The following is a 23,195-nucleotide window of genomic DNA, read 5'->3' as shown; positions in this document are numbered from 1 at the left end:
GCGGGGGGGGGGCGGGGGGGGGGGGCGGGGGGGGGGGGGGGGGCGGGGGGGGGGGGGGGGGGGGGGGGGGCGGCGGCCCCCCGACGGGTCACTTGGCGAGCTTGAGCCCGCGGTCCTCGATGCCCGACTCGGCCTTGCGCTGGCCGGCGACGACGCCGCCGCTGAAGCCGCTCTTCGCCGAGGCGTCCTGCACCGCCGTGTAGACGTCCATCTGGTTCGGGCCCCAGGTCCAGCCGGGAACGATGGTGTCGACCTGCGCGGAGGCGAGCCCGTAGATGTCCTGGCCGTTGAAGTACGAGGTGTCGAACTGTGCGGCGGCGACCTCACGCATCTCCGGGTTGGCGGGCAGGGCGCTGCTGGGGGACTTCTTGTCGCTCAGCCGGGCCTTGACCGCGGCGCCGTCGGTGGTGACCCACTTGATGAACTCGGCAGCCGCCTCGGCGTGCTTGCTGCCCTTGAGGACTCCGTAGGAGGTGCCGCCGTAGTTGCCGCTGGCGGCGGTGCCCCAGTTGGGCATGGGCGCCGCGGCCCACTTGCCGTCGAGGTCGGGCAGGGAGGTCTTCATGCCGCCCGCGGACCAGGAGGCGCCGAGGAAGCTGAGGGTCCTGCCCTCGATCCGGGCCTTGGTCTCCTCCGGGCTCCAGCCGGTGAAGGTCTGCACGAGGTCGTTCTTGATCAGCCCGTCCCAGTAGGCGGCGACCTTCCTGGACCCGGCGTCGTCGACGGCGGGCTTCCACGCCTCACCCTTGATGGAGAACCACTTGCTGTCGGCCTGCCAGGCCAGTGCGGCGAGCAGGGCGGGGTCCGACTTGGGCATCGAGGCCAGTCGGACGTTCTTGTCCTGCTGCTTGACCTTGGTGGCGGCCGTCTCGAACTCGTCCCAGGTCTTGGGGACTTCGATGCCGTACTTCTTGAACAGGTCGGTGCGGTAGTAGTACAGCTGCGGCGCGGCGTCGAAGGGGACCGTCCAGGTCCTGCCGCCGAAGTTGACCAGGTCCTGGATGGGCTGGGGGAACTTCTCCTTGACCGTGTCTCCGGCGAGTTCGGTGAGGTCGACCAGGTTTCCCTGGCTGGCGAACTCCGGGACCATCTGGTACTCGATCGTGGCCACGTCGGGAGCGTTGCCCGCCTTCACGGCGTTGGCCATCTTGCTGTAGCCCTCGGCGGAGCTCGGGATCTCCGTGAACTTGACCTGGATGTCCTTGTGGGTCCGGTTGAACTCCTCCGCGGTCGCCTTGGCGCCCAGGGTCCAGGTCCAGTAGTTGATGGTGACCGGCTTGCCGTCCGAAGCGGCGTCGGTCGAGCCGTCGTCCCCGCCGCAGGCTGTGGCGAGCAGCCCCAGAGCGGCGAGGGAGGACACGGCGGCTATGCGGAACGAACGTGAAGTGCGCGACATTGCACGGCTCCTACGAGACCTCGTACGGGCGAGAGGCGAACGAGGAACATCATTTGCGCAACATCGATCACAGTCAAGAGAGAACGCGCACAACAATCAAATCGATCAGGCAACGATCATTTTGATGCTTGCTTCGTCCCCTCGTTCGCTCCGCAGGAGGCCCTGACCCGCAACTCGGGCAGCAGATCGAGGTGCTGGCGCGGCGTCGGTGTCCGGCCCGACGAGCGCTCGGCCAGTCGCTGCAGGAGCAGCTTCGCCGCCAGCTCACCGACCGCGCGGGTCGGTGGGGCGACCGCGGTCAACGGCACGTCGGACAGCCCGGCCACCTCGTCGTCGTACGCGATGAGGGCCAGGTCGGACGGGATGCTGATGCCGCGCGCCTGAAGGCGCGGGACCAGCACGACCGCGTCCTCGTCGCTGTGGACGAGGACCGCGGTGACCCCCCTGTTCTCGACCGCGTCGACCAGGTAGTCCGCCATCTCGTCGTACTCGCCGTGCCCCCTGATGGCCGGCGATCCGGCCACGGGGGTCAGCCCGAGCGCCTCCACGGCGGCCAGGTATCCCGCGGTGATCTGCGCGGCGTGCGGACCTTCCTGAAGTACGGCGGCGACCGCACGGTGACCGAGATGCGCGAAGTGACCGACTGCTTCCGCCGCACCGTGGGACCGGTCGGTGCGCACCCGGTCGAGCACCGCGGCGGGGTTGCCCGCGGGTGCCGAGCGCTCGATGAGCACAGCCGGGACGGCGCACTCCAGCAACCACTTCTCCTGGCCGTCGGCCGGCACACCGCCGAACCAGCTGGGCGCGATCAGCAGGCCCTCGGCACCGCCCGCCAGGAGGTGCTCCGCCTGTACCGGGTCCTCGGTGTCCACGTAGCCGGACATCCCGAGCACCAGGCGGCCACCCTGTGCCTCAACGGTCTCGCGCGCCCCCCGCACGATGTCGGCGAAGATCAATGTGGTGGTCGGCACGATCATTCCGATCACCGCACCCTCCGCGGCCGGCGACGGCTGCTGCACCACCTCGGCGGTGGTCTGCTCCGTCGGCCACACCACGGCCCCGTGCAGCCGCTGCACCCTTCCCTGGGCCGCCAGAGCCTCCACATCGCGCCGCAGGGTCACCGCGGAGACCCCGAGCTCGGACGCCAGCTCGGCAACCCGGAGGCTGCCACGTTCCCGGACGAGTTCGAGCACCCGCTCGTGGCGCTGGTCGACGTGCAGACGCATGGGCTCCCCCTGGGGCAAGGCCGGACGGAAGCGGAGAGTGATTCCGCGCAGGTCACTGTATGTGGATAGCGTATCGAACGTTTGCGTTCAATACGATCGTTCCGGTGCGGAGCCTCATCGCTGCCTGATCTGCCTCGTCGTACGCAACAGCAGCCGCGGGGTGACGGACGGAGTGGCTCGAGCGGGAGGCGGCCGGGCGACCCGCCACAGGGCTGTCCGGCTCGGCCGGGTCGACGGGACGGTGAGAATTTACCAGCGATGGTGATCAGGACCCACGCGCCCGGCCGGGGTGGGCTCCTAGCCTGGGAGCGGGCGGGACGGATCAAGGGCCGCGACCGACCGGCGGGTCCGCCACGGCGCCCGAAACACTCCTCCCCCGCTCCTTTCACGAGAGGTCACCGTGCCCGTTCGCCCCACCGCCGCACAACTCGCCTGGCAGCACGACGGCTTCGGGCTGTTCCTCCATTTCGGGATCAACACCTTCAACGGGCAGGAGTGGAGCGACGGCTCGCTCGCCCCTGCCACGTTCGATCCGACGGAACTCGACGCCCGGCAGTGGGTCAGGACGGCGGTCGCGGCAGGCGCCGCGTACGTGGTCCTGACCGCCAAGCATCACGACGGCTTCTGTCTCTGGCCGACCGCCACCACGGACTACTCCGTCGCCGCGTCGCCCTGGCGCGAAGGCAGGGGCGACGTGGTCGCCGAGCTGGCCGATGCCTGCCGCGCGGCAGGCATCGGACTCGGTCTCTACCTCTCGCCGTGGGATCGTCACGCCGACTGCTACGACGATCCGGAGGCTTACGACGCCTTCTATCTGCGCCAGCTGACCGAGCTTTGCACCGGCTACGGCCCGCTGTGCGAGCTGTGGTTCGACGGCGCGGGCTCCGAGGGGCGTACGTACGACTGGGATGCCGTCATGGCCGTCGTCGACGAGCACCAGCCGGACGCCATGGTCTTCAACATGGGCCGCCCGACGATCCGGTGGGTCGGCAACGAGGACGGGCTCGCCGCCGATCCGTGCCGGTACACGGTCGATTCGACGGGCATCAGCGTGTACGACGACGGCACGACCCGGCTGGGCGGGCTCCGGTACCTGCCGCCCGAGTGCGACGTACCGATCCGCCGCAACTGGTTCTGGCAGCCGGACGACCTGGACTCGCTCAAGAGCCTCGACCACCTGCTGGCCATCTGGTACCACTCGGTCGGCCTGGGCGCCGGACTGCTCCTGAACGTCCCGCCGGACCGCAGCGGACGGATCGACCCGGCCGACCGGAGACGGCTGCTGGAGCTTCGCGAAGAGCTGGGGCGCCGGTTCGCACGGCCGGTGGCCGCCACGCTGGCGGCCGGGGCGGACGGCACGGTGGTGGCCCGCTTCCCGGAGCCGGTGGTTCTGGACCATCTGGAACTGCGGGAGGACCTGTCCGACGGGCAGTACATCGACGGGCACGAGGTGCGCGCCGACGACCGTGTCCTCGCCTCCGGCCACACGGTCGGTGTGCGCCGGCTCCATGCCTTCCCTGCCGTCGAGGTCCGCGAGCTCCGCATCCGGTTGACGGGCTCGCACGCACGCCTGCTCGCCGTCCACGGCTTCCGCACGGGCCACGGCACCGCTCCGGTTCGACCGGAGGCGCACACGCCCGTGGAGAAGCTGGACGGCGGCCGTCCCAGCTGAAAGCCTCACGGCCGGGGCACGGAAAGCGCGACGACAGAGCCACGTCCTGCTGAAACACTGCGCGAGCACCCGACCGCGGCCGACGAGGAGGACATGATCGACACCGCCGAAATGGGCCGGCACCCGCTGGACTCCGCCAGCGTCATGAACGCGAGGAACACCCTCCTTGAACTCTTGGGCCGCGCGGGAGTCTTCCGGGACGAGGCCGAGGAGCTGATCGCGCTCGTCGAGGCCGGCGCGATCGCGGACGCGCACAGCGAGGTCGGGAAGGCGGAGGGCGTGCCGGACGAGCGGGGTGAGGCGTACGCCAACGGCCGGCACGACGGTGCCCTGGCCGTCCGTGACGAGCTCGCCCGCATCGCCGAGCGGGCCCTCGAGCGTGCCATCGGCCCGGCGATGTCCGGTTCCGAAGGGGGTACCGTACGGGGCCATCACCCCGTCGGGCAGGTGGACGTGGAGCGTGCGAAGGTCGCCGTGACGCCGCTCAGTCGCTCCTTCAGCGACGCCTCGGGCCTCGACCCCGAGGTGTCGGACGAGGTCCTCACCGCTGTACTCGGCACGATGAGCGTCGTGGGACGGGTCGGCTACGCGGGACAGCTGGAGCAGTTCACCGCGTCACACCGAGAGCGGATCGCTCAGGTGTACGCGCAGTACGGGCCCGGCAGCCGCATCGCCGTCCACGGCCGTTACTCCCTGCTCCACTCCCCCACGAGCGTCGCTGTACTCGAACGCCTCACCGCCGCACCGGAAGCTCTCCGGGCGGAGTGGGAGCACGCGGAACTGCCTCCGGCGTGGCTGGAGGGACTCGCGACCGCCTGGCGCGCGTCGGGGACTCCGCCGGAGTGACGCCCCGCCCCGGGTCGGCTGCGTCCCGGTTCGGGGCGGGTGTTCAGATCAGGTCTGCCTGCGCGGGGGCATCGTCCAGGAAGCCGCCCGACTGGTGCTGCCACAGCTTCGCGTAGGTGCCGTCGGATGCGAGCAGCTCCTGGTGCGTGCCCTGCTCGACGATCCGCCCGCGGTCCAGGACGACGAGCCGGTCCATGGTGGCGACCGTGCTGAGCCGGTGCGCCACCACCAGTGCGGTCCGCCCCTCCATGAGGTGCCACAGCGCCTTCTGGACGAGCACTTCGCTTTCGGAGTCCAGAGCGCTGGTCGCCTCGTCGAGCAGCAGGATCGGCGCGTCGCGCAGGATCGCCCGGGCGAGGGCGACCCGCTGCCGCTGGCCGCCGGACAGCTTGACGCCCCGCTCGCCCACCATGGTGTCGAAGCCGTCCGCCAGAGCGTCGGCGAACTCCGTGACGTGAGCCGCCTCGGCCGCACGGCGGATCTCGGCTTCGGTGGCGTCGGGCCGGGCGAACGCGATGTTGTCCCGCAAGGTGCGGTGGAACATCGCCGGGTCCTGCGGTACGTAGGCGATCAGGCTGCGCAGATCGGCCTGGCGCAGCTTGGTGATGTCCTGCCCCCCGATCAGGATCCGGCCGGAGTCGATGTCCGTCATGCGGAGCAGCAGTCGGCCGAGCGTGGTCTTCCCGCCGCCGGACCGGCCGACGAGTCCGATCTTCGCGCCACTGCTCACATCGAGGTCGAGGCGCTCGAAGAGCGGCTTCGCGCCCGCGTGGGCGAAGGTCACCTGCTCGAAGCGGACATCGGCGGCCTTCGACAGCAGCGGTTCCGGAGACGGCGGGTCGAGCACGACTGGCTTTTCCAGCAGCAGTTCGGTGAACTGCCCGGCCTCCGTCATCGAGCTCTCCAGGCGGCGGTAGATCTGATTGAACTCGAACATGATCCGGGTCGCGTTGGTGTAGTACGTGAAGGCGACGACGACCGCCTCCACGCCGTGCCCGCCCCCGCCGAGAGTCACCGCGAGCAGCAGGCCCATGGCGTTGGTCAGCACGGACATCGGAGCGACGAGCGTGTCGATGCGCAGGTTGCCGTAGTCCCAGGACCGCAACGTGAGCCGGCGCGACTTCGCGACGCGTGAGCGGTGCTCGGCGGCCTCGCGGTGCTCGGCGCCGAAGGCCCGGACGGTGTCCATGTTCATGAGGCTGTCGGCGACGTGGCCCGACACCTGGGCGATCGCCTCCTCGCGCTGGTCCACGAGCGCCTGCCGGCGGCGGATGAGGGGCATCACGCACAGGGCGGTCACAGCGATCATCGTCAGGAGACCTACGACGAGCAGCGGTTCGTAACTCCACAGCACGATCGACCCGAACAGCAGCGGCACGAAACTTCCCACGACCGAGAAGGTCAGGGTGTCGACGAACTCCTCGAAGCGCGAGGCGAAACTCAGGACCCGCTTGGTCAGCGACCCGGCGAAGTTCTCGTGGAAGAACGTGGCGTCCTTGGCGAACAGTTCGTCCATGCCGATCACGTAGAGGTGCTCGATGCCGCGGGCGTCGAGGCGGTTCAGGAAGTGCAGGCCGATGCGCCAGAACGCCTCCGCGAGCAGCAGGACGCCGGCGAAGCCCAGCACGTAGGGCATCATCGAAGTGAAGGTGGTGGCGCCGCCGTCGGCGATGTGGCCGACGAGTTTCGCGACGATCAGCGGTGCGATGTAGTTGATGCCGATGTTGCCCAGCGCCGGCGACAGCATCGCGGGTGCCGTCAGCCACCGGAGCCGGGCCAGCTCCCTCCCGTAGTAGCGAAGTGCCAGGAGCACGGACCCTTTGCCCGGCGATTCCTCGTGTTGCTCGGTCAGTCCCATTCCCACCCTGTGCGGTCGTGCGGCAGGCCCGCTCCGAGCGTCTCCGGGGAGGCGTCGTCGCGGTGCCTGCCGGGGGCGATCCGGTTCGGCTGCATGCCTCGGCGGGGTCGCCTTCCGACCGGGCAGGGCATGACTGCGGAGCCCCCACACGGCTCGCGGCGATGTGCCCGCGCGAGTACGGGGGGCCAGGAATCGCAGTGTCCCGCGTCGGCGTCGGGGGGGTCCACGCGTTTTTCTCGGCCACCGGCAACGCCGCAATCGGGTCAGCCCCACCCCTGTCGGCGTGCCACGGAGCGGGGTCGGCACCGGAGATACGGCGCCGACCGGGGGCGGGCGACGCACGGGGGTGCACCGGTTCGCCCTGTCCGGGAAGCGCGCGCCGGTGCCCGGTGGCACGCTGCTTGAGTACGAGGTGCGTGACCTTCCCTGACCGTCCGTGCTGTCCCCCGAGACCCGAGGAACCACCGTGATCACTACTGACTTCGTCCCGGGCTCCCCGTGCTGGCTCGATCTCGGCGCGGGCGATGTCGCGGCGTCGGCGGCCTTCTACGGCGCCGTATTCGGCTGGGAGTTCGAGAACCTCGGTCCTGGTGCGGAGGAGTACGGCTTCTTCAAGCTGGACGGCAAGGCGGTCAGCGGTCTGGGCCGGCTCACCGAGGAGGGAGCCCGTTCGGCGTGGATGATCTACTTCCACACGCCGGACGCGACAGCGACGACCGAGACCGTACGGCGCCTCGGCGGCACCGTGCGGGTCGAGCCGACGGACGCCGACGGCGCGGGCCGGATGGCGCAGTACACCGACCCGCACGGTGCCCAGTTCGCCGTCTGGCAGCCGGGGACGATGAACGGGCTGGAGGTCGCTGACCAGCCGGGATCCCTGTGCTGGACCGAGATGTACACGACCGACGCGGCCGGCGCCAAGGACTTCTACGGCAACCTGTTCGGCTGGACGACCCAGGACATGCCCCTTCCGGGCGGTGGCGGAACGTACTCGATGATCACCCCGGCCGGCCAGGTACCGGAGCGCATGCACGGCGGCCTGATGGAGATGCCCGCCGACCAGCTCGTCGCGACCGGTGGTCAGTCCTACTGGCATCCGGTGTTCGCCTCCGCGGACTGCGACAGCACGGTCGAGCGGGTCCGGGCCAACGGCGGCTCGGTGCTGATGGGCCCCGAGGACGCGGAGGGGGTCGGGCGGCTGGCGCTCTGCGCCGACCCGGCGGGCGCGGACTTCGTGGTGCTGACCCCGGTCCCGATGTAGGCCCTGTCCCGGCAGGAGGCGGTGGTGCCGGTCGGGGACGGCCGGCACCACCGTGGAGCTCCCGGCACGGTGGGCCGAACGGCGGCGAATGCGCCGCGGTATCCCTTGGGCGAACGTACCGCGGTTGTGCCTGCCCCGAGGACGGCGGATTCTGTAGGGGATGGATGGGGCTGATGTGGCGCCATTGACTGCATGGAACGCTGAGCAGAGTGCCGATTTCCGTGGTCCGCTCGATGTCACCAGGGCGGCCACGGCGGTTCTCGATGCGCAGGACACGGTCATCGGATGGAGTCCCGCGGCGGAGCGGCTCTTCGGCTTTCCCCCGGACGAGATCATCGGCCGGCCCCTGGCCACGTTCCTGGCGCCCGGCCCGACGCCCTCCGTTCCCCCTCTCCGCTCCCGCTTCCGGGGGAACGAGACCCATGTCGCCCGGCGCCGGGACGGGCGTGAGCTGGTCGTCGCCACCGCGGTCTGTCCGCTGCCGGGCGGCGGTACGGCGGAGCGCGTCCTCGTCGCGACGGAACTCAAGGACCTCCGGCTGTGGGAATCCCAGCTGGCCCTGTTGAACGGCCTGGCCACCCAGTCACCCCTCGGTCTGGCCATCTACGACACCGAGCTGCGCCTGACCTGGTGCAACGCGGCGTACGAACAAGAAATCGGACGTCCGTTCGCCGAGTTCCGTGGTTTGCGGGCAGATGAGCTGTACTCCGACGGACGTTTCCTGACCAAGGGGCATCCGCCCACACTCGACGCGGTCATGCGTCATGTACTGGACACGGGAGAGCCCTTTCTGGATCTGCATTTCCAGGGCCGGCCGCCCAGCGACCCGCAGACGGACCACCTCTGGTCCTGCGCCTACTACCGGCTCCAGGACGCCGACGGACACGTGATCGGGGTGTGCGAGGACGCCTTCGACATCTCGGATCGCTACCGGGCCCAGCGGCGGCTGGCCCTTCTGGTCGAGGCAGGCCGCGGGATCGGCACCGCCCTCGACGTGGTGGTCACCGCCGAGAAGATCACCGAAGTGGCGGTGCCGGGATTCGCCGTCACGGTCACGGTCGACCTTTCGAGGGCGGTACTGGAGGGCGAGGTACCGGCCACCGGGGGCCCGTCGGAGATGGCCCTGGTCAGGGTCGCCCGCCGCTCGGCCGAGGAACCCGACGAGGACAGGCCGGGACAGCGGTCTCCTCCCCCGGTGAAGCATTCACCTCTGGAGTACCCGACCGGCTCGCCGCAGTACCGCAGTCTCGCCTCGGGCGGGCTCGTGCTCGACGACACGACCCTGGTCGTCCCGCTGCGGGCCGGGAACAGCACGCTGGGACTGGTCACCTTCGTCCGCAGCACCGGTGGGGTCACCTTCGACAGCGGCGAAGTGGCACTGGCCGATGAGCTGGTCGCCCGTACGGCCGTGTCCATCGACAACGCCCGGCGCTTCACCCGTGAGCGCACGGCCTCCCTCGCCCTGCAGCGCCAGCTTCTGCCCCAGCACGTGCCGCAACAGTCCGCCGTCGACCTGGCCTACCGCTACCTGCCCACGGACGCCGTGACAGGGGTCGGCGGTGACTGGTTCGACGTGATCCCGCTGTCCGGGACCCGGGTCGGGCTCGTGGTCGGCGACGTGGTCGGCCACGGCCTGCAGGCAGCGGCCACCATGGGGCGGCTGCGTACGACCGTGCGGGCGTTCGCGCAGATGGACATCGATCCCGACGAGCTGCTGTCACGGCTCGATGACCTGGTGGGACAGTCGGCGGCGGAGCAGTGGGGCGAGCCGGGCAGTCCCGAAGCCGATGTGACCATCGGGGCGACATGCCTGTACGCGGTGTACGACCCCGTCTCGCGGCGCTGCGTCATGGCCAGGGCCGGTCACCTGCCACCGGCGGTCGTCGACCAGGAGGGCCGCGTGTCGTTCCCCGACCTGCCGGCCGGCCCGCCGCTCGGCCTCGGTGGCCTGCCGTTCGAGTCCATGGAGCTCGAGCTGCCGGAGGGCAGCCTGCTGGCACTCTTCACCGACGGCCTCGTCGAGTCCCGCGACCGGGACATCGATCAGGGACTCGCCATCCTGGGCCGTGTACTCGCCGACCGGCACCCGTCACTCGAAGATTTGTGCGACCGGGCCGTCGCGGAGCTCCTGCCGGACGGCACGACGGCCGACGACACCGCCCTGCTGCTCGTCCGCACCCGCGAACTCGACAGATCGCAGGTCGCCGAATGGGAGCTGCCCGCAGAACCGATCGCCGCGCACCGCGCCCGCGAACTGGCCAACGAGAAGTTGCTCGACTGGGGCCTGGAGGAGCTGTCGTTCGCGACCGAGCTCGTCGTCAGCGAACTGGTGACCAACGCGGTCAGGTACTCCGGAGGACCGCTCCACGTACGCCTCATCCGCGACCGCACCCTTCTGTGCGAAGTCGCGGACACCGGCCACACCTCACCGCACCTGCGCCACAGCGGCGAGGACGACGAAGGAGGGCGCGGCCTGTTCATCGTCGCGCAACTCGTCCAGAGGTGGGGCACGCGTTACACCCGCTCCGGCAAGACCATCTGGACCGAACAGGCCTTCCCTTCGACGGATGAGCCCCCGGGACTCCCGTAATAGGTTAGGTTAGGCATGCCTAAGTAGCAGTTGTCCGGGCACCGCCGACCGCTCCCCTGGAGAATGTGGATGCACCCCTTCAGCGCCCGCCCCACCCGGCCGACCCCCGCCGAACGCGTGCGGTCGATCCTGACCGCGGCCCATTCGATGACGGTGGTGAGCGACGGCCTTCAATCCGAGGTACGCCACCTCGACGGCAAGGGCGCCATGGGACACATCCACATGCACGAACCGTCCGAGGCCGGCCCTTCCCTTCCTGCCCCGCGCGTCCCCGTACGGCTCGAGTTCACCGACATCGCACCGACGCCCGTACGCGACCGACTGCGCGCCCGCGTCACGGTGACCGGCCTGCTGGCAGCCCCGTACGCGGCCGACTCCACGCAGAGCACCTGCATGGAGTTCGGTCAGGCGGTTCTCCACGACTCCGGCGGCCGCACGTTCGTCACACTGGACGCGCTGCAGGCGACGGACCTCGATCCGATCGCCACGAGCGAGGCGGGCATGCTGACCCATCTCCTCGACAGCCACAGGGAATTGGTTCCCCTGCTCCTACGCCTCGTGCGACCGGGGCTGACCAGGGGCATCGCGCGCGCCGTCCCGGTGGCGATGGACCGGTACGGCGTGACTCTGCGGCTGGAAGGCCACAGCACCCACCGTGACGTCCGGCTGCCGTTCGCGACGCCCGTGACCGACATCGCCCAGGCCCGCCCCCAGATCCACGCGCTCCTGGCCGCGGCCCGTCGCGCCTCCCACCCCAACCGCCTGCTCGCCTGACCTCCGGCGCGGCGGCATTCCTCCGGGTCATCGCTGGAGGAACGGCGCCGGAATGCCCCTACCTGGCGGCCCTGTCCATCAGTTCGAAGAAGGTGTCCCCCCTCACCACCTCGAACGGGTCGGTGAGCAGTTCCCCGAGCTCGGCGATGTCACTCGGCGTCCAGTTCCACGCGTTGACCGCTCCGGCGATGAACAGCGGACCGTTCCCGTCCCAGTCCTCGATGTGTCTGACCAGTCCGTCCCGGTACTCGGCCGCGTTGCCCTGCGGCCAGTAGTTGCCGATCACCGGGAGCCCGGCGGGCCGGATCTGGAGGTCACCGGTCTCCCAGGACTGGATGATCCCGCGCAGCGGGGTGTGGTCCCGGTACGAGCGGACGATGCGCTCGTCGAAGGGGACCCAGCCGTTGCCCTCCTGGAGCCGCTGGTTGTAGGCGTAGACGAGGTCCATGCCGGTGCGGCGCAGGAAGCTCCCGGTGAGCCGGGTGTACGCGTCCAGCGCCTCCTGCGGCCAGGAGCCCGGGTAGGTGTACCCGGCGCCGGACGGGCCGCAGATCAGCAGGTCGTTGGCCGTGGCGGTGCGCTGGTAGTGGGCCAGCAGGGCGGGGCCGATGTCGGCCAGGAGCGGGCTGACCGTCCAGTTGACGGGCACCTCTCCGCGGGCGGGGTTGTCCCACAGGTCGCGCATGCGGCGCTGGCAGTACTGGATGTTGTCGCCCTCGCCGACGGTGAGCGTGAGGTACACCCGCTTGCGAAGTGTGGCCCGCGGGCGGGGGCGGACCCGGTCGGACACCTTCACACCGGTTCCGGCGTGCACCGTGCCGTTCATGTAGAAGTCGGTGGGCACCACTTCCACGCCGTGCTGGGAGGCCCGGTCGACGCCGCCCCACTCCCCCGCCACGTCGTTGGAGAACCAGCCGCAGTACGGAGTCGTCGGCTCGACCCGGCTGAACACCTCGTCGAGCAGTTCGCCGGTGGCCCCCGAGGGCGGCAGCCACACCACCATGGCCCGCGAGGCCACCGCGTAGTCGCGGAAGTACGGGAAGGGCTCGACGCGGGTGGGCGAGGTGGTCGTGGCGGTGACGAGGTACTGGTTCCAAAGGTCGACGTCGACGGTCAGGCCGGTGGTGCCGGCCGGTGCGGTGAACCGGTAGATGAAGTAGCCGCCTCCGTCGCAGAAGCGGTTGCCGTCGCTGCCGACGGAGGAGTTGAGGCCGTCGAAGAGGTACGGGGCCTCGGCTTCCGTACCCGGCGCGAAGGACGCGATCTCCTGGCCGTCGGCGCGTACGGTGATCCGTCCCACCGAGGCGCCCCAGCCGTCGTCCCCCAAGGAGTCCTGGAAGCGGAGGAACGCACCGTCGGAACCGGGGAGTTCGGTACTGAGGTCGAAGGTGCGTACCGCCCGGTTGGAGGAGTCGCGGACACGGTTCGGCTCGCGGGCGATCTCCCGCCACCGGACACCGTCCACCTTCACGGTCCTGGTGGGCGGCAGTCCGGCCAGCAGGGTGTGGGCGCAGCGCGGGAAGAGGTTGTCGAGTTGCCAGCGGTAGACCGCGTGCGGGTCGTCGGCGGCGAAACGGCCCCGCAGGTCGGCGACGACCTTCAGGCCGTACCTGGCCGCCTGTTCGGCGGTCGCCGCGACGGCGTTCTCCAGACCGGCCAGCGTGGTGGCGACGTTCACCGAGTCGGGGACCTCGGGATCGTGCAGGACGGCGCCGCGGATCTCGCCGCGGTACTGGCCGATCAGGTCGAGGGCGTTGTCGTGGCGGGTGACGTCGGCACCGGTACCGGGCAGCCAGCGCAGGTCCAGGCCACTGGCGTCGTAAGCGAAGTAGAGGCGGGGGCGGCGCCGGTTGACGACTCCCTGGAGGGTGGTCAGCAGCAGCTGATCGTCACCGTGGAGCGCGCTCACGTCGGCGACGTCGAGCGTGGTGGCGCGGCCGAAGGACGGCAGCAGGCGCTTGGGACTGCCCTGCCCGGCGGCGGCCCGGCCGGGGAGGCCGAGGCCGATTCCCGCTGCCGCAAGGATCGTTCCGTTGGTCAGCAGGAAGTCTCTTCGGGAAACCATGAACGATCACTGCTCCTCAGATGCGGAGTTGACATCGTTGTCATCAGCCAGTGAAGGTAGCGACGCCTGTGGCACGTGTAAAGGGTCCGGACACGGGTGCTGAACATCAACGCGCACCGGTGGCTTCCCATTTGGGGTCAGAAAGGCTCAGGTCGGCAGCGTGGGCGCGTAGGTCGAGTGGAAGACCAGGGAGGCCGCGCCGATGGCTGCGGCATCGGCTCCCATGGGCGCGATCTCCACCCGCACGTCGTGCAGACGGCGGTTGAACGAGCGGGTGTTCACCGCTTCGGCCATGGCGTCGCGGAAGGCGTCCGCGGTTTCGCGCAGGGCCGGTCCGCCGATCAGGAGGAGGTCGACGTCGAGCAGGTTGACGATGCTCACGGCAGCGTCGGCCAGCCGCGCGGCGACTCCCCGGATCGTCCCCCTCGCGTCGGCGTCCCCGGCCCGGAATGCCGCGCAGATGCCGGCATGGGTCAGCCGGTGACCGGTGCGCGCGGCGTGCAGGGCCTCGATCGCGGCAGGGCTGCATTCGGCCTCCAGGCACCCACGGTTGCCGCAGTAGCACTCGGCGCCGCCGGGGACCACGGTGAGGTGGCCGAACTCCGCCGCGCTGAAGGACCGTCCCCGGTAGATCTGGTGGTCGAGGATGAGGCCTCCACCGATTCCCGTACCGAAGTACAGGTAGGCGTAGCTGGGCACGGACCGGCCGGCGCCGGCCCACCGTTCGCCGATCGCGGCTGCCGTGGCGTCGTTGTCGAAGGCGACGGCGAAACCGGTGGCTTCCTCCAGGAGCGCCCGCAGGGGGATCCGGTCCCAGTCGTTCAGCTGGGGCGGCGAGTACATCGTGCCGTCCGCGTCCAGCGGGCCGGGGCACGCGAGGCCGACGCCGAGGATCCGGGCGTCGGGAACCTGGGCGGCGTCCAGCAGGGACCGTGCGGCCCGCGCCATGACGGCGATCACGGCCGCCGGCCGGATGCCGTGGGTCAGGGTGCGGCGGCAGGTCCGCACGGGAATCCCGGCCAGGTTCGCGAGGACCACGGTGATCTCGGCGGGGTCGAAGTGGATTCCGATCGCGTATCCGGCGTCGGGATCGATCCGCAGGATCGTGCGCGGTTTCCCACCGGTCGACGGGAGCGTGCCGCCCTCGCGTACGAGTCCTTGGCCGAGGAGCCGTCGCACGATCACGGAGACCGTCTGCGCGGTCAGGCCCGTCCGGTCGGCTATCTGGACCCGGCTGATTCCGTCCGAGGTCTGGATCGCCTCCAGCACGACAGCCTGGTTGTAACTCCCCATACCTGGGTGGTTCGTTCCCATCGGCATGCGAAGCAATATCACACAGCGTATTGACTTAGTAAATCAGACTGACTTACGTTTCCCGGCACTTGAGGCACGACAGCGCGCAACACCGTCACTTGGAGGACGAGTTGAAGAGGCGCACTCTGCTGGCCGGGGCACTCGCGACGACAGCCGCCGGAGCGACCGCAGTCACCGGTTGTTCGAGTGGATCCGGTAAGAATTCGAACGAGATCGAGGTCCTCTACCGCGTGGAGCCGACCTGGCCCCACCTGGAGAAGTCGCTCAAGGGAGCCCGAACCGAGTACGAGGCCGCCCACCCTGACGTCAAGATCAAACTGACGGCCGTCCAGGGCTCCAACGAGGACTACTACACCAAGCTCGCCCTGCTGAACCGGTCCGCCGACTCCGCACCCGACGTCTACCTGCACGACACCTTCCAGGTGAACGCCGATGTCGCCGCCGGGAAGCTGGCCCCGCTGGACGACTTCCTCGCCAAGTGGCCCGACTGGCAGGAGCAGTTCCCCGAGTCGGTCCAGAAGGCGGCGCAGGGACTCGACGGGAAGACGTACGGGGTGCCCATCTCGACCGACACCCGCGGTCTCTGGTACCACAAGGACGTCCTCCGGTCGGCAGGTCTGCCCGTCCCCTGGACCCCGAAGACCTGGGACGACGTGCTGGAGGCGGCGCGTGCCGTCAAGCGCAAGGTCCGCGGGGTCACCCCGTTCTCCATGTACTCGACGAAGATCCTCGGCGAGGCCGCGACCATGCAGGGCTTCGAGATGCTGCTGTACGGGACACCTGGCGGGACGCTCTTCGACAACGAGAAGTGGGTGACGTCCGGCAAGGGAATCACCGATTCGCTGACGTTCGTCGACACCGTCTACCGGGAGGACCTCGGCCCGAAGAAGGCCGACGCGCTCAACGCCAAGCTCGGCGACAAGGTGCTCCTGGAGTGGTTCCCCAAGGGCAAGCTAGGCATCGCGCTGGACGGCGCATGGGCTTCGAGTGCCTGGACGCCGACCAGTCCCACCCCGTGGGCCGACTGGACGGAGAAGATGGGCTGGACGCCCATGCCCACCCAGAACGGCGAGGCGCCGGGCGCGGTGAGCATGTCGGGCGGCTGGGTGATGGCGGTGAGTTCGTACAGCAAGCGCAAGCAGGACGGCTTCGACTTCATCACCTTCGCGATGAACAAGAAGCACGCCATGGAGTACTCCATGGGCACGGGTGACCTCGCCGTGCGCAAGGACGTGTCGGCCGACCCGAAGTACATCGCGGGGAACCCGGCGGTGGAGTTCTGGACCGGTCTCGCGAAGGTGTCGCACTACCGGCCGGCGTACGAGGCGTATCCGAAGGTCTCCACGCAGATCCAGGAGGCGATGGAAGCGGTCACGCTCGGATCGAAGTCGCCCGAGGAGGCGGCCGAGCAGTACGCGGAGGGTGTGGAGCGGGCCGTAGGAGCCGACAACGTTGTCGGCAAGGCGTCGTGACGCTCACCGCGGCGGCCGGACCGAAGCGGGCGCCGGCAGCGGACGTGCTGCCGGCGCCCGTGCGGCGCGGGAGGATCCTCCGCTGGCTGCTCCCCCTGAGCCCCACGCTCGTACTTCTGGCGATCTTCCTGGTGGGCCCGGTCGGGTGGAGTGTGTACGTCGCGTTCACCAACGAGACGCTCACCGGCTCGGCGTCCGTCAACGCCCGCTTCATCGGGATCGACAACTTCACCCGGCTCTTCGACGACGAGGCGTTCGTCAGCTCGCTGTTCCGCACCCTCGTCTTCGTCCTCGGCTCGGCGGTCATCGGGCAGAACGTCCTCGGCATGCTCATCGCCCTGCTCCAGCGCGGCAAGAGCCGCATGACGCGCGGTGTGGTGAACGGCGTGGTCATCGCCGCGTGGGTGATGCCCGAAGTGGTCGCCGCCGCCTGCTGGTTCTCCTTCCTCGGCGACGAGGGCACCCTGAACTCACTGTTCGGGATGCACCAGGAGTGGCTGGTCTCCGCCCCGCTCTTCGCGGTGATCCTCGCCAACATCTGGCGCGGCACGGCGTTCTCGATGCTCGTGTACTCGGCGGCGCTCTCCGAGGTCCCGCGCGACCTCCTGGAGGCCGCGAAGGTGGACGGGGCCTCCACCCGCCGTACGTTCTTCAGCGTCACGCTGCCCCTGATCCGCCGCTCGGTCCTGTCCAACCTGATGCTGACGACCCTTCAGACGCTGGCGAGTTTCGGTCTGATCTACGCCCTGACCGGGGGCGGACCGGGCGAGGCCAGCCAGACCACCCCGCTGTACATGTACGAGCAGGCGTTCCGGTACTTCGAGATCGGCTACGGCAGTGCCATGGCGCTGGTGATGCTGGTCATCGGTGCCCTCTTCTCGCTGGTCTACCTGCGACTGATCAAAGTGGAGTCCTGATGACCCGCTGGGGCGCGCGCTGGTCGGCCCACGCCGTACTCGCGCTGATCACCCTGTCCTTCCTCGGCCCCTTCCTCTGGGTGCTGCTCTCCTCCGTCCAGCCCGGCTCCTCCCCTGCCGCCGAACCCGCCTTCTCCTTCTCGCTCGACAACTTCAGGGCCGTCCTCACCTACGACACCGTGTACGGTCCGCTGCTCAACTCCGTGGTCATCTCCGGAGGGACCGCTGTCCTCACCGTCGTCGTGGCGGGTCTGGCCGCCTACCCGCTCTCCCGCTACCGACTGCGGTTCAAGCGCCACTTCATGCTCACCCTGCTCTTCTCCACCGGCCTCCCGCTGACCGCGATCATGGTCCCGGTCTATGCGATGTTCTTCCGCTTCAGCCTGTACGGCTCGGTCCCCGCGATGGTCCTGTTCCTGACGGCGAGTTCGCTGCCGTTCTCCATCTGGATGATGAAGAACTTCATGGACGGGGTGCCGGTCAACCTGGAGGAAGCCGCCTGGGTGGACGGAGCCGGGTGGATGAAGTCGCTGCGGTTCGTCGTCGCCCCGCTGATGGCCCCGGGTATCGCGGTCGTCGCGATCTTCGTGTTCGTCGGCCAGTGGGGGAACTTCTTCGTCCCATTCGTGCTGCTCGACTCCCCGGAGGAGCAGCCGGCCGCCGTCACCATCTATACGTTCTTCTCCCAGTACGGGCGGGTCGCCTACGGCCAGTTGGCCGCGTTCTCCGTCATCTACACCACTCCCGCGGTGCTGCTCTACGTCGCGGTCAGCAAATACCTCTCCGGCTCGTTCAACATGGCCGGCTCGGTGAAGGGATAGCACGGTGCGCATCGTCGAGGTCGAGCCGACCGACCTGTTCGTCGGATCCGCGGACGATCCGCTGCAGGTCGTACGCGTCACGCTGAGCGAACCGGGACGGGTCGTCATCACCGGTCCCGGTGTTCACGGGGAAGGGAGCGCCGGCGAGATCGGCGTACGGTGCGAGGCCGCCGTGCCCGGCACCGTCGTGCCCATCACCGTCCGGGCCGGCGACGCACAGGTCGAGGCGGAACTGACCGTGGCCGAACCGGGGTGGACGGTGTGGATGGTGCCGCACTTCCACTACGACCCGGTGTGGTGGAACACCCAGGCCGCCTACACCACGACCTGGGACGCGGCGGGCGACACCGCCCAGCAGTTCCGGATCGACTTCCAGCAGACCGGCTTCGAGCTGATGCGGCTGCATCTGCGGACCGCCCGCCGTGACCCCGACTACCGCTTCGTCCTGGCGGAGATCGACTACCTCAAACCGTACTGGGACGCCCATCCCGGCGACCGGGCACTGCTGCGCCGACTGCTCGCAGAGGGACGGATCGAGCTGATGGGCGGCACGTACAACGAGCCGAACACCAACCTCACCTCCGCGGAGTCCACCGCCCGCAACCTGGTCTACGGGATCGGCTTCCAGCGCGGGGTGATGGGCGGCGACCCCCGGACCGCCTGGCAGCTGGACGTCTTCGGTCACGACCCGCAGTTCCCGGGGCTGGTCGCCGACGCGGGACTGACGTCGTCGTCGTGGGCGCGGGGCCCGTTCCACCAGTGGGGCCCGATGCTCACCGATCGCGACCGGGAGCGGGACGGCTGGGGCGACCCGTCGGGGATGCAGTTCCCGGCCGAGTTCGAGTGGCTGTCGCCCAGCGGGCGCGGGGTGCTCACCCACTACATGCCGGCGCACTACAGCGCGGGCTGGTGGATGGACAGTGCGACGACCCTCGGCGAGGCGGAGGCCGCGGTCCTCGAGCTGTACCGGCTGATGCGCGGTGTGTCCTCGACCCGCAACATCCTGCTGCCGGTGGGTACCGACTACACACCGCCCAACCGCTGGGTCACGGAGATACACCGCGACTTCGCCGCCCGCTACACCTGGCCGCGCCTGGTGTGCGCGCTGCCCCGCGACTTCTTCGCCGCGGTCCGCGCCGACCTCCCCGCTCCCTCGCCGCAGACCCGGGACATGAACCCCGTCTACACCGGCAAGGACGTGTCGTTCATCGACACCAAACAGGCTCAGCGCGCCGCCGAGAACCTGCTCACCGACGCGGAGAAGTTCGCCACCATCGACTCGGTCGAGACCGGCGCCGCGTACCCGCACGCCCGCATCGACAAGGCGTGGCGGCAGCTCGCGTACGGCGCGCATCACGACGCGATCACCGGATCCGAGTCCGACCAGGTCTATCTGGACCTGGTGACGAGTTGGCGGGAGGCGTACGACACGGGGCGCGACGTGCTGGACGCGTCGTTGCGCAGCCTGGGGGCCGAGGGCGCGATCAGCGTGTTCAACCCGTCTGCCTGGCCACGCACCGATCTGGTCCGTACGCACCTGACGCTGCCTGAGACGGGTTTCCACGGATGGGAGTTCGAGGACGGCACGCCAACCCTCGTGGAGAACGCCGTGCTCCACGAGGACGGCTCGCTCGCGGAGGCGGACCTCGTCTTCCTCGCCCGTGAGGTGCCCTCGCTGGGCCACCGCCTCTACCGGCCGCACCCTTCGCGTACGGGCTCCGGCTGGACGCCGTCCGAAGGACACCGGATCGCGAACTCCACCCACACCCTGGAGGTCGACCCCCGGCGCGGCGGCTGCGTCTCCCGGCTGGCCGTCGAGGGCCGCGAGCTGCTCCAGCCGGGGCGGGTCGGCAATGAACTGCTGGTGTACGAGGAGTACTCGGCCCATCCGCGGTACCACGAAGGTCCCTGGCATCTGGTCCCCAGCGGCCCCGTGACCGGATCGGCGTCCTCCCCCGCCGATTCGGTGACGGTCGAGACGAGCCCGCTGGGCGAGCGGATCACCGTCACGGGCAGGGTGGGCCCGGTCGCGTACACCCAGAGGCTGACCCTGTGGCACGGCCTCGACCGGCTCGACGGTGTCACCCACATCGACGCCTTCGACGGGGCAGACCAGCTGCTACGGCTGCGCTGGCCGGTGCACGTCCCGGGTGCGCTGCCGGTGAGTGAGGTGGCTGACGCGGTGATCGGGCGCGGCTTCGGGCTCATCGATGTCGACTCCGAGGAGCACCCCTGGACCCTGGACAACCCGGCAGGCAACTGGTTCGCACTGTCCTCGACGGCCCGGGTCCAACTTCCGGGCGGGGCACGGGCGATCGGCATCGCGGAGATCGTCACGCCGGACGGGAGCGGGGCACGCGACCTGGCGGTCGCCCTGGTCAGGTCCGGTGTGACCAGCACCTGTTCAACCGCGCCGGGCGCCCGGTACGGGGACCTGGCCATCGACTCCAACCTGCCCGATGTGCGCATCACGGTCGGCGGCCCCGAGGAGAACCCGTTCACCGCGGAGGTGCTGAGCGGTGTGTACGCCGACGCGTTCGCGGAGCAGCTGGCCGCCACCGGTCGGGTGCGGCTGTGGATACCGGCCGACACCCCACTGGAGAAGGTGTGGGTGCCCGGCGCCGATCTGCGCGGCGCCCGCACGCTGCCGGTTCTGGTGATCGCCGGCGAAGGTGCGGTGGAGGCTCTCGTGGCGGACCTCGACGACGCCGTGATCGAGGTCGCCGAGGGCGGACCGCTCACCGAGCCGCCGCTCGACGACTACACGGTCGCTCTCGTCAACCAGGGCATGCCGGGCTTCGCCGTGGACTCCGGTGGCGCGCTGCACCTGTCGCTGATGCGCTCCTGCACCGGCTGGCCGTCGGGTATCTGGATCGACCCGCCGCATCGCACCGCTCCGGACGGGTCCGCCTTCCAGCAGCAGCACTGGACCCACTCCTTCGACTACTCCCTCCTCGCGGGCGCCGGGGACTGGCGGGCCAGGGGCGTCGTACCGCTCGCCCACGACATCAACCACCCGCTGCGTGCGGCGCACGGCGAGCGCCGGGACCAGCCGGAGCGGCACTCGTACCTGTCGGTGGAACCGGCCGGGCAGGTGGTCCTCACCGCCCTGAAGCCCACCGGAAACCCCCTGTCCGACGGCCATGTCGCCGGCCCGGTGGAGAGCCTCACGATGCGCTGGCACGAGGCGGCCGGCCGGGATGTGCGGGCCGCCGTCACCACCTGCCTTCCGGTGACCGGGGCCCACCGCGCGGACCTGCTGGAGCACCCCGGCCCGGTGCTCCCCGGCCTCACCCTGGACCTCGGCGGCATGGAAATCGCCACGGTCGTCGCCCCGCTCACCACCCCCGGCGGTCCGCCCGCTCCCGGCCGGGAGCCTCACCAGCCGGTCTTCACCCGCTACTGGCTCAACAACACGGGCCCCGCACCCATCGGCAACATGCCACTGGCGCTCCACCTCGAACCGCCTGTCCTGCGGGACGCGGACGACGAGATCACGGTGACGGTCGCTTCGACCCTCGCCGACCGGCGGGCCGAGGGGAACGTCGAGTTCATCCTCCCCGAGGGCTGGTCGACGCGGACCGGCCCGCTCCCGTACGACCTGGAGCCCGGCGGCCACACCTCCCGTACGGTCAGGATCACTGCGCCCGGGACGGCGGAGCCGGGCACGTACTGGGTGCGGGCGCGCACCGCTCATGACGGCCAGTTCCTCGAGGACGTGACACGGGTGCTGATCGGCGACGCTCCGGCCGACGAGCCGGTGGCGACGCTGGGGACGACCGTGGTGCGGCTGGCGCCGGGCGAGTCCGGGGCCGTGGAGGTGACGCTCACCTCCCAGGTGCGCACCGCCGTCTCCGTGCAGGCTCAACTCATCAGCCCCTGGGGAACGTTCGAGCTCTTCCCCGAGTGGGACAAGGGCGCGGAGGTACCCGCACTCGGCGCGGCCGTGGTGCGCTTCCCCGTCACCGTTCCGGCCGGGACCCGTCCCGGCCGCTGGTGGGCCGTGGTCAAGCTGGCGGCGGCAGGCTGGCTGCACTACACCGAGGCGGTAGACATCGAGGTGACCTCGTGACCGGGCCGGCCGCGCACGTCGGTGCGCGCGCCATCACCGAGGAGGCGGTCGAGGCACGGGTCACGGCCCTGCGCCGGGGGCCGCTGGCCTCCCGGCTGCCTCGTCCGGGCACGGCGGACGCCCGCAATCTGCGGCGCTGGGTGGTCCAGCTGCTGACGTACGAGGCGGTGGTCGAGGACGCGGCGGCGGCCATGGGTCTGACCGCTGGACAGAACCGTCGACGAAGGGAGTTCAGCCTGTCCGCCGCGCTCGGTACGGGAGGCGTCACAGCGGCGGTCCTCGCCTCGCTCCCGGTCGCCACGGCCGTGTACGACCGCGTCACCGCCCACATCACCGTTCCCCCGTCCGAGCTACGCGCCTACTACGACCGCAACCGCGACGAGCACCCCGCCCCCTACGACGAGTCCCGTCCAGCCATCGCCCAGGACCTGCGCCGTGCGGCGGCGGACCGCCACTTCACCCTCTGGCTCGAACACCGCCACGCGACGACGGTCACCCTCCACCCCGGCTTCGAGCACCCCGCCGATCCCCGCCACGCCGACGCCACCCACCGGCACTGACGCGGCAGGGCGCCCCTACCCGAGCGCCTGCCCCAGGGGCAGTCGTCCGGCACCCGCAGCGGCTGGGCGGACACGATCACCGGCGGCGGGACCATCTCGCCGCCGGTGTGTGCCAGTTCCTGATGATGGGGATCCCGTATACCGCGGGCGTATCGAAATTCGCATACGCCACCGCAACGGCCCTCCGTCTCTCGGTGTGGCGGTCCTCGGCATCGCGAGCGCCGCATTCGTCGTGCGGGGGCCGCTCATGACGGCCGCTCCCATGTGCATGGCCGGACGGTGGCACGGCTGCTTCGACACGTTCAACGGTGTGGTGCTCATGGCCCTGGTCGCTCTGCCGTTGGCCGCTGG

15 protein-coding genes are annotated in these 23,195 nt (G+C 70.1%); 10 read left to right on the top strand and 5 right to left on the bottom strand.

What is annotated here, in order from left to right:
- Positions 1-88: 88 nt before the first annotated feature.
- Positions 89-1,396 carry an ABC transporter substrate-binding protein gene (locus tag ACFW9O_RS28030; protein WP_384613188.1) on the bottom strand — a complete coding sequence of 436 codons (1,308 nt, stop codon included), beginning with the start codon at positions 1,394-1,396 and terminating at the stop codon, positions 89-91.
- A 116-nt stretch (positions 1,397-1,512) separates the two neighbouring features.
- Complete coding sequence (locus tag ACFW9O_RS28025; RefSeq protein ID WP_384613186.1) at positions 1,513-2,622, bottom strand: LacI family DNA-binding transcriptional regulator; 1,110 nt, start codon at positions 2,620-2,622, stop codon at positions 1,513-1,515.
- 400 nt (positions 2,623-3,022) lie between these two features.
- Here ACFW9O_RS28025 and ACFW9O_RS28020 point away from each other — a divergent pair, with 400 nt between their 5' ends.
- Together ACFW9O_RS28020 and ACFW9O_RS28015 are read left to right on the top strand one after the other, a co-directional pair.
- A complete protein-coding gene (locus ACFW9O_RS28020; RefSeq protein ID WP_384613184.1) occupies positions 3,023-4,294 on the top strand; it encodes an alpha-L-fucosidase in 1,272 nt (423 codons plus the stop codon).
- Between the two features lie 93 nt (positions 4,295-4,387).
- Entirely contained in the window at positions 4,388-5,140 is a 753-nt protein-coding gene (locus ACFW9O_RS28015) for a hypothetical protein (RefSeq protein WP_384613182.1), read from the top strand.
- A gap of 43 nt (positions 5,141-5,183) precedes the next feature.
- Here the strand turns inward: ACFW9O_RS28015 and ACFW9O_RS28010 are convergent, their stop codons facing one another.
- On the bottom strand, positions 5,184-6,998 hold the full coding sequence (locus ACFW9O_RS28010) for an ABC transporter ATP-binding protein (RefSeq protein WP_384613180.1): 1,815 nt from the start codon (positions 6,996-6,998) through the stop codon (positions 5,184-5,186).
- A 466-nt stretch (positions 6,999-7,464) separates the two neighbouring features.
- Between ACFW9O_RS28010 and ACFW9O_RS28005 the strand changes: the two genes are divergently transcribed.
- The 3 genes from ACFW9O_RS28005 (at position 7,465) to ACFW9O_RS27995 (ending at position 11,623) form a co-directional block, all read left to right on the top strand.
- Positions 7,465-8,259: a VOC family protein gene (locus tag ACFW9O_RS28005; protein WP_384613178.1), complete on the top strand. Its 795-nt coding sequence runs from the start codon at positions 7,465-7,467 to the stop codon at positions 8,257-8,259.
- 184 nt (positions 8,260-8,443) lie between these two features.
- Positions 8,444-10,849 (top strand): SpoIIE family protein phosphatase, encoded by a 2,406-nt coding sequence (locus ACFW9O_RS28000; protein ID WP_384613176.1) that lies wholly within the window; start codon positions 8,444-8,446, stop codon positions 10,847-10,849.
- A gap of 69 nt (positions 10,850-10,918) precedes the next feature.
- Complete coding sequence (locus tag ACFW9O_RS27995; RefSeq protein ID WP_351180422.1) at positions 10,919-11,623, top strand: DUF2470 domain-containing protein; 705 nt, start codon at positions 10,919-10,921, stop codon at positions 11,621-11,623.
- 58 nt (positions 11,624-11,681) lie between these two features.
- Here ACFW9O_RS27995 and ACFW9O_RS27990 read toward each other — a convergent pair whose 3' ends face one another.
- Both ACFW9O_RS27990 and ACFW9O_RS27985 read right to left on the bottom strand, forming a co-directional pair.
- Entirely contained in the window at positions 11,682-13,688 is a 2,007-nt protein-coding gene (locus tag ACFW9O_RS27990) for a GxGYxYP domain-containing protein (protein WP_384613174.1), read from the bottom strand.
- 147 nt (positions 13,689-13,835) lie between these two features.
- Positions 13,836-15,008 (bottom strand): ROK family transcriptional regulator, encoded by a 1,173-nt coding sequence (locus ACFW9O_RS27985; protein WP_351181955.1) that lies wholly within the window; start codon positions 15,006-15,008, stop codon positions 13,836-13,838.
- Between the two features lie 104 nt (positions 15,009-15,112).
- Between ACFW9O_RS27985 and ACFW9O_RS27980 the strand changes: the two genes are divergently transcribed.
- Genes ACFW9O_RS27980 through ACFW9O_RS27960 form a run of 5 tightly spaced genes read left to right on the top strand, consistent with a single transcriptional unit; the run spans position 15,113 to position 22,844 of the window.
- The gene (locus ACFW9O_RS27980; protein ID WP_384613172.1) at positions 15,113-16,474 is read left to right on the top strand and encodes an extracellular solute-binding protein; all 1,362 of its coding nucleotides are present in this window, start codon (positions 15,113-15,115) and stop codon (positions 16,472-16,474) included.
- Positions 16,471-17,391, top strand: a complete 921-nt coding sequence (locus ACFW9O_RS27975; protein ID WP_384613170.1) for a carbohydrate ABC transporter permease — start codon at positions 16,471-16,473, stop codon at positions 17,389-17,391. Before ACFW9O_RS27980 ends, ACFW9O_RS27975 begins: the two co-directional genes overlap by 4 nt.
- The gene (locus ACFW9O_RS27970) at positions 17,391-18,212 is read left to right on the top strand and encodes a carbohydrate ABC transporter permease (protein ID WP_351181657.1); all 822 of its coding nucleotides are present in this window, start codon (positions 17,391-17,393) and stop codon (positions 18,210-18,212) included. The genes ACFW9O_RS27975 and ACFW9O_RS27970 overlap by 1 nt, the downstream gene beginning before the upstream one ends.
- A 4-nt stretch (positions 18,213-18,216) precedes the next feature.
- Complete coding sequence (locus tag ACFW9O_RS27965) at positions 18,217-22,284, top strand: NEW3 domain-containing protein (protein ID WP_384613167.1); 4,068 nt, start codon at positions 18,217-18,219, stop codon at positions 22,282-22,284.
- Complete coding sequence (locus ACFW9O_RS27960) at positions 22,281-22,844, top strand: hypothetical protein (RefSeq protein ID WP_384613166.1); 564 nt, start codon at positions 22,281-22,283, stop codon at positions 22,842-22,844. Before ACFW9O_RS27965 ends, ACFW9O_RS27960 begins: the two co-directional genes overlap by 4 nt.
- Positions 22,845-23,195 lie beyond the last annotated feature (351 nt).

It is taken from the genome of Streptomyces sp. NPDC059499, assembly GCF_042749285.1.
Taxonomy (GTDB): domain Bacteria; phylum Actinomycetota; class Actinomycetes; order Streptomycetales; family Streptomycetaceae; genus Streptomyces.
This window is presented reverse-complemented; position numbering and strand designations above follow the sequence as displayed.

Excerpts from the sequence above, each read along its gene's own strand:
- ACFW9O_RS28030 (WP_384613188.1), bottom strand. The coding sequence starts at position 1,396 with ATGTCGCGCACTTCACGTTCGTTCCGCATAGCCGCCGTGTCCTCCCTC.
- ACFW9O_RS28025 (WP_384613186.1), bottom strand. The coding sequence starts at position 2,622 with ATGCGTCTGCACGTCGACCAGCGCCACGAGCGGGTGCTCGAACTCGTC.
- ACFW9O_RS28015 (WP_384613182.1), top strand. The coding sequence starts at position 4,388 with ATGATCGACACCGCCGAAATGGGCCGGCACCCGCTGGACTCCGCCAGC.
- ACFW9O_RS28010 (WP_384613180.1), bottom strand. The coding sequence starts at position 6,998 with ATGGGACTGACCGAGCAACACGAGGAATCGCCGGGCAAAGGGTCCGTG.
- ACFW9O_RS27995 (WP_351180422.1), top strand. The coding sequence starts at position 10,919 with ATGCACCCCTTCAGCGCCCGCCCCACCCGGCCGACCCCCGCCGAACGC.
- ACFW9O_RS27990 (WP_384613174.1), bottom strand. The coding sequence starts at position 13,688 with ATGGTTTCCCGAAGAGACTTCCTGCTGACCAACGGAACGATCCTTGCG.
- ACFW9O_RS27985 (WP_351181955.1), bottom strand. The coding sequence starts at position 15,008 with ATGCCGATGGGAACGAACCACCCAGGTATGGGGAGTTACAACCAGGCT.
- ACFW9O_RS27970 (WP_351181657.1), top strand. The coding sequence starts at position 17,391 with ATGACCCGCTGGGGCGCGCGCTGGTCGGCCCACGCCGTACTCGCGCTG.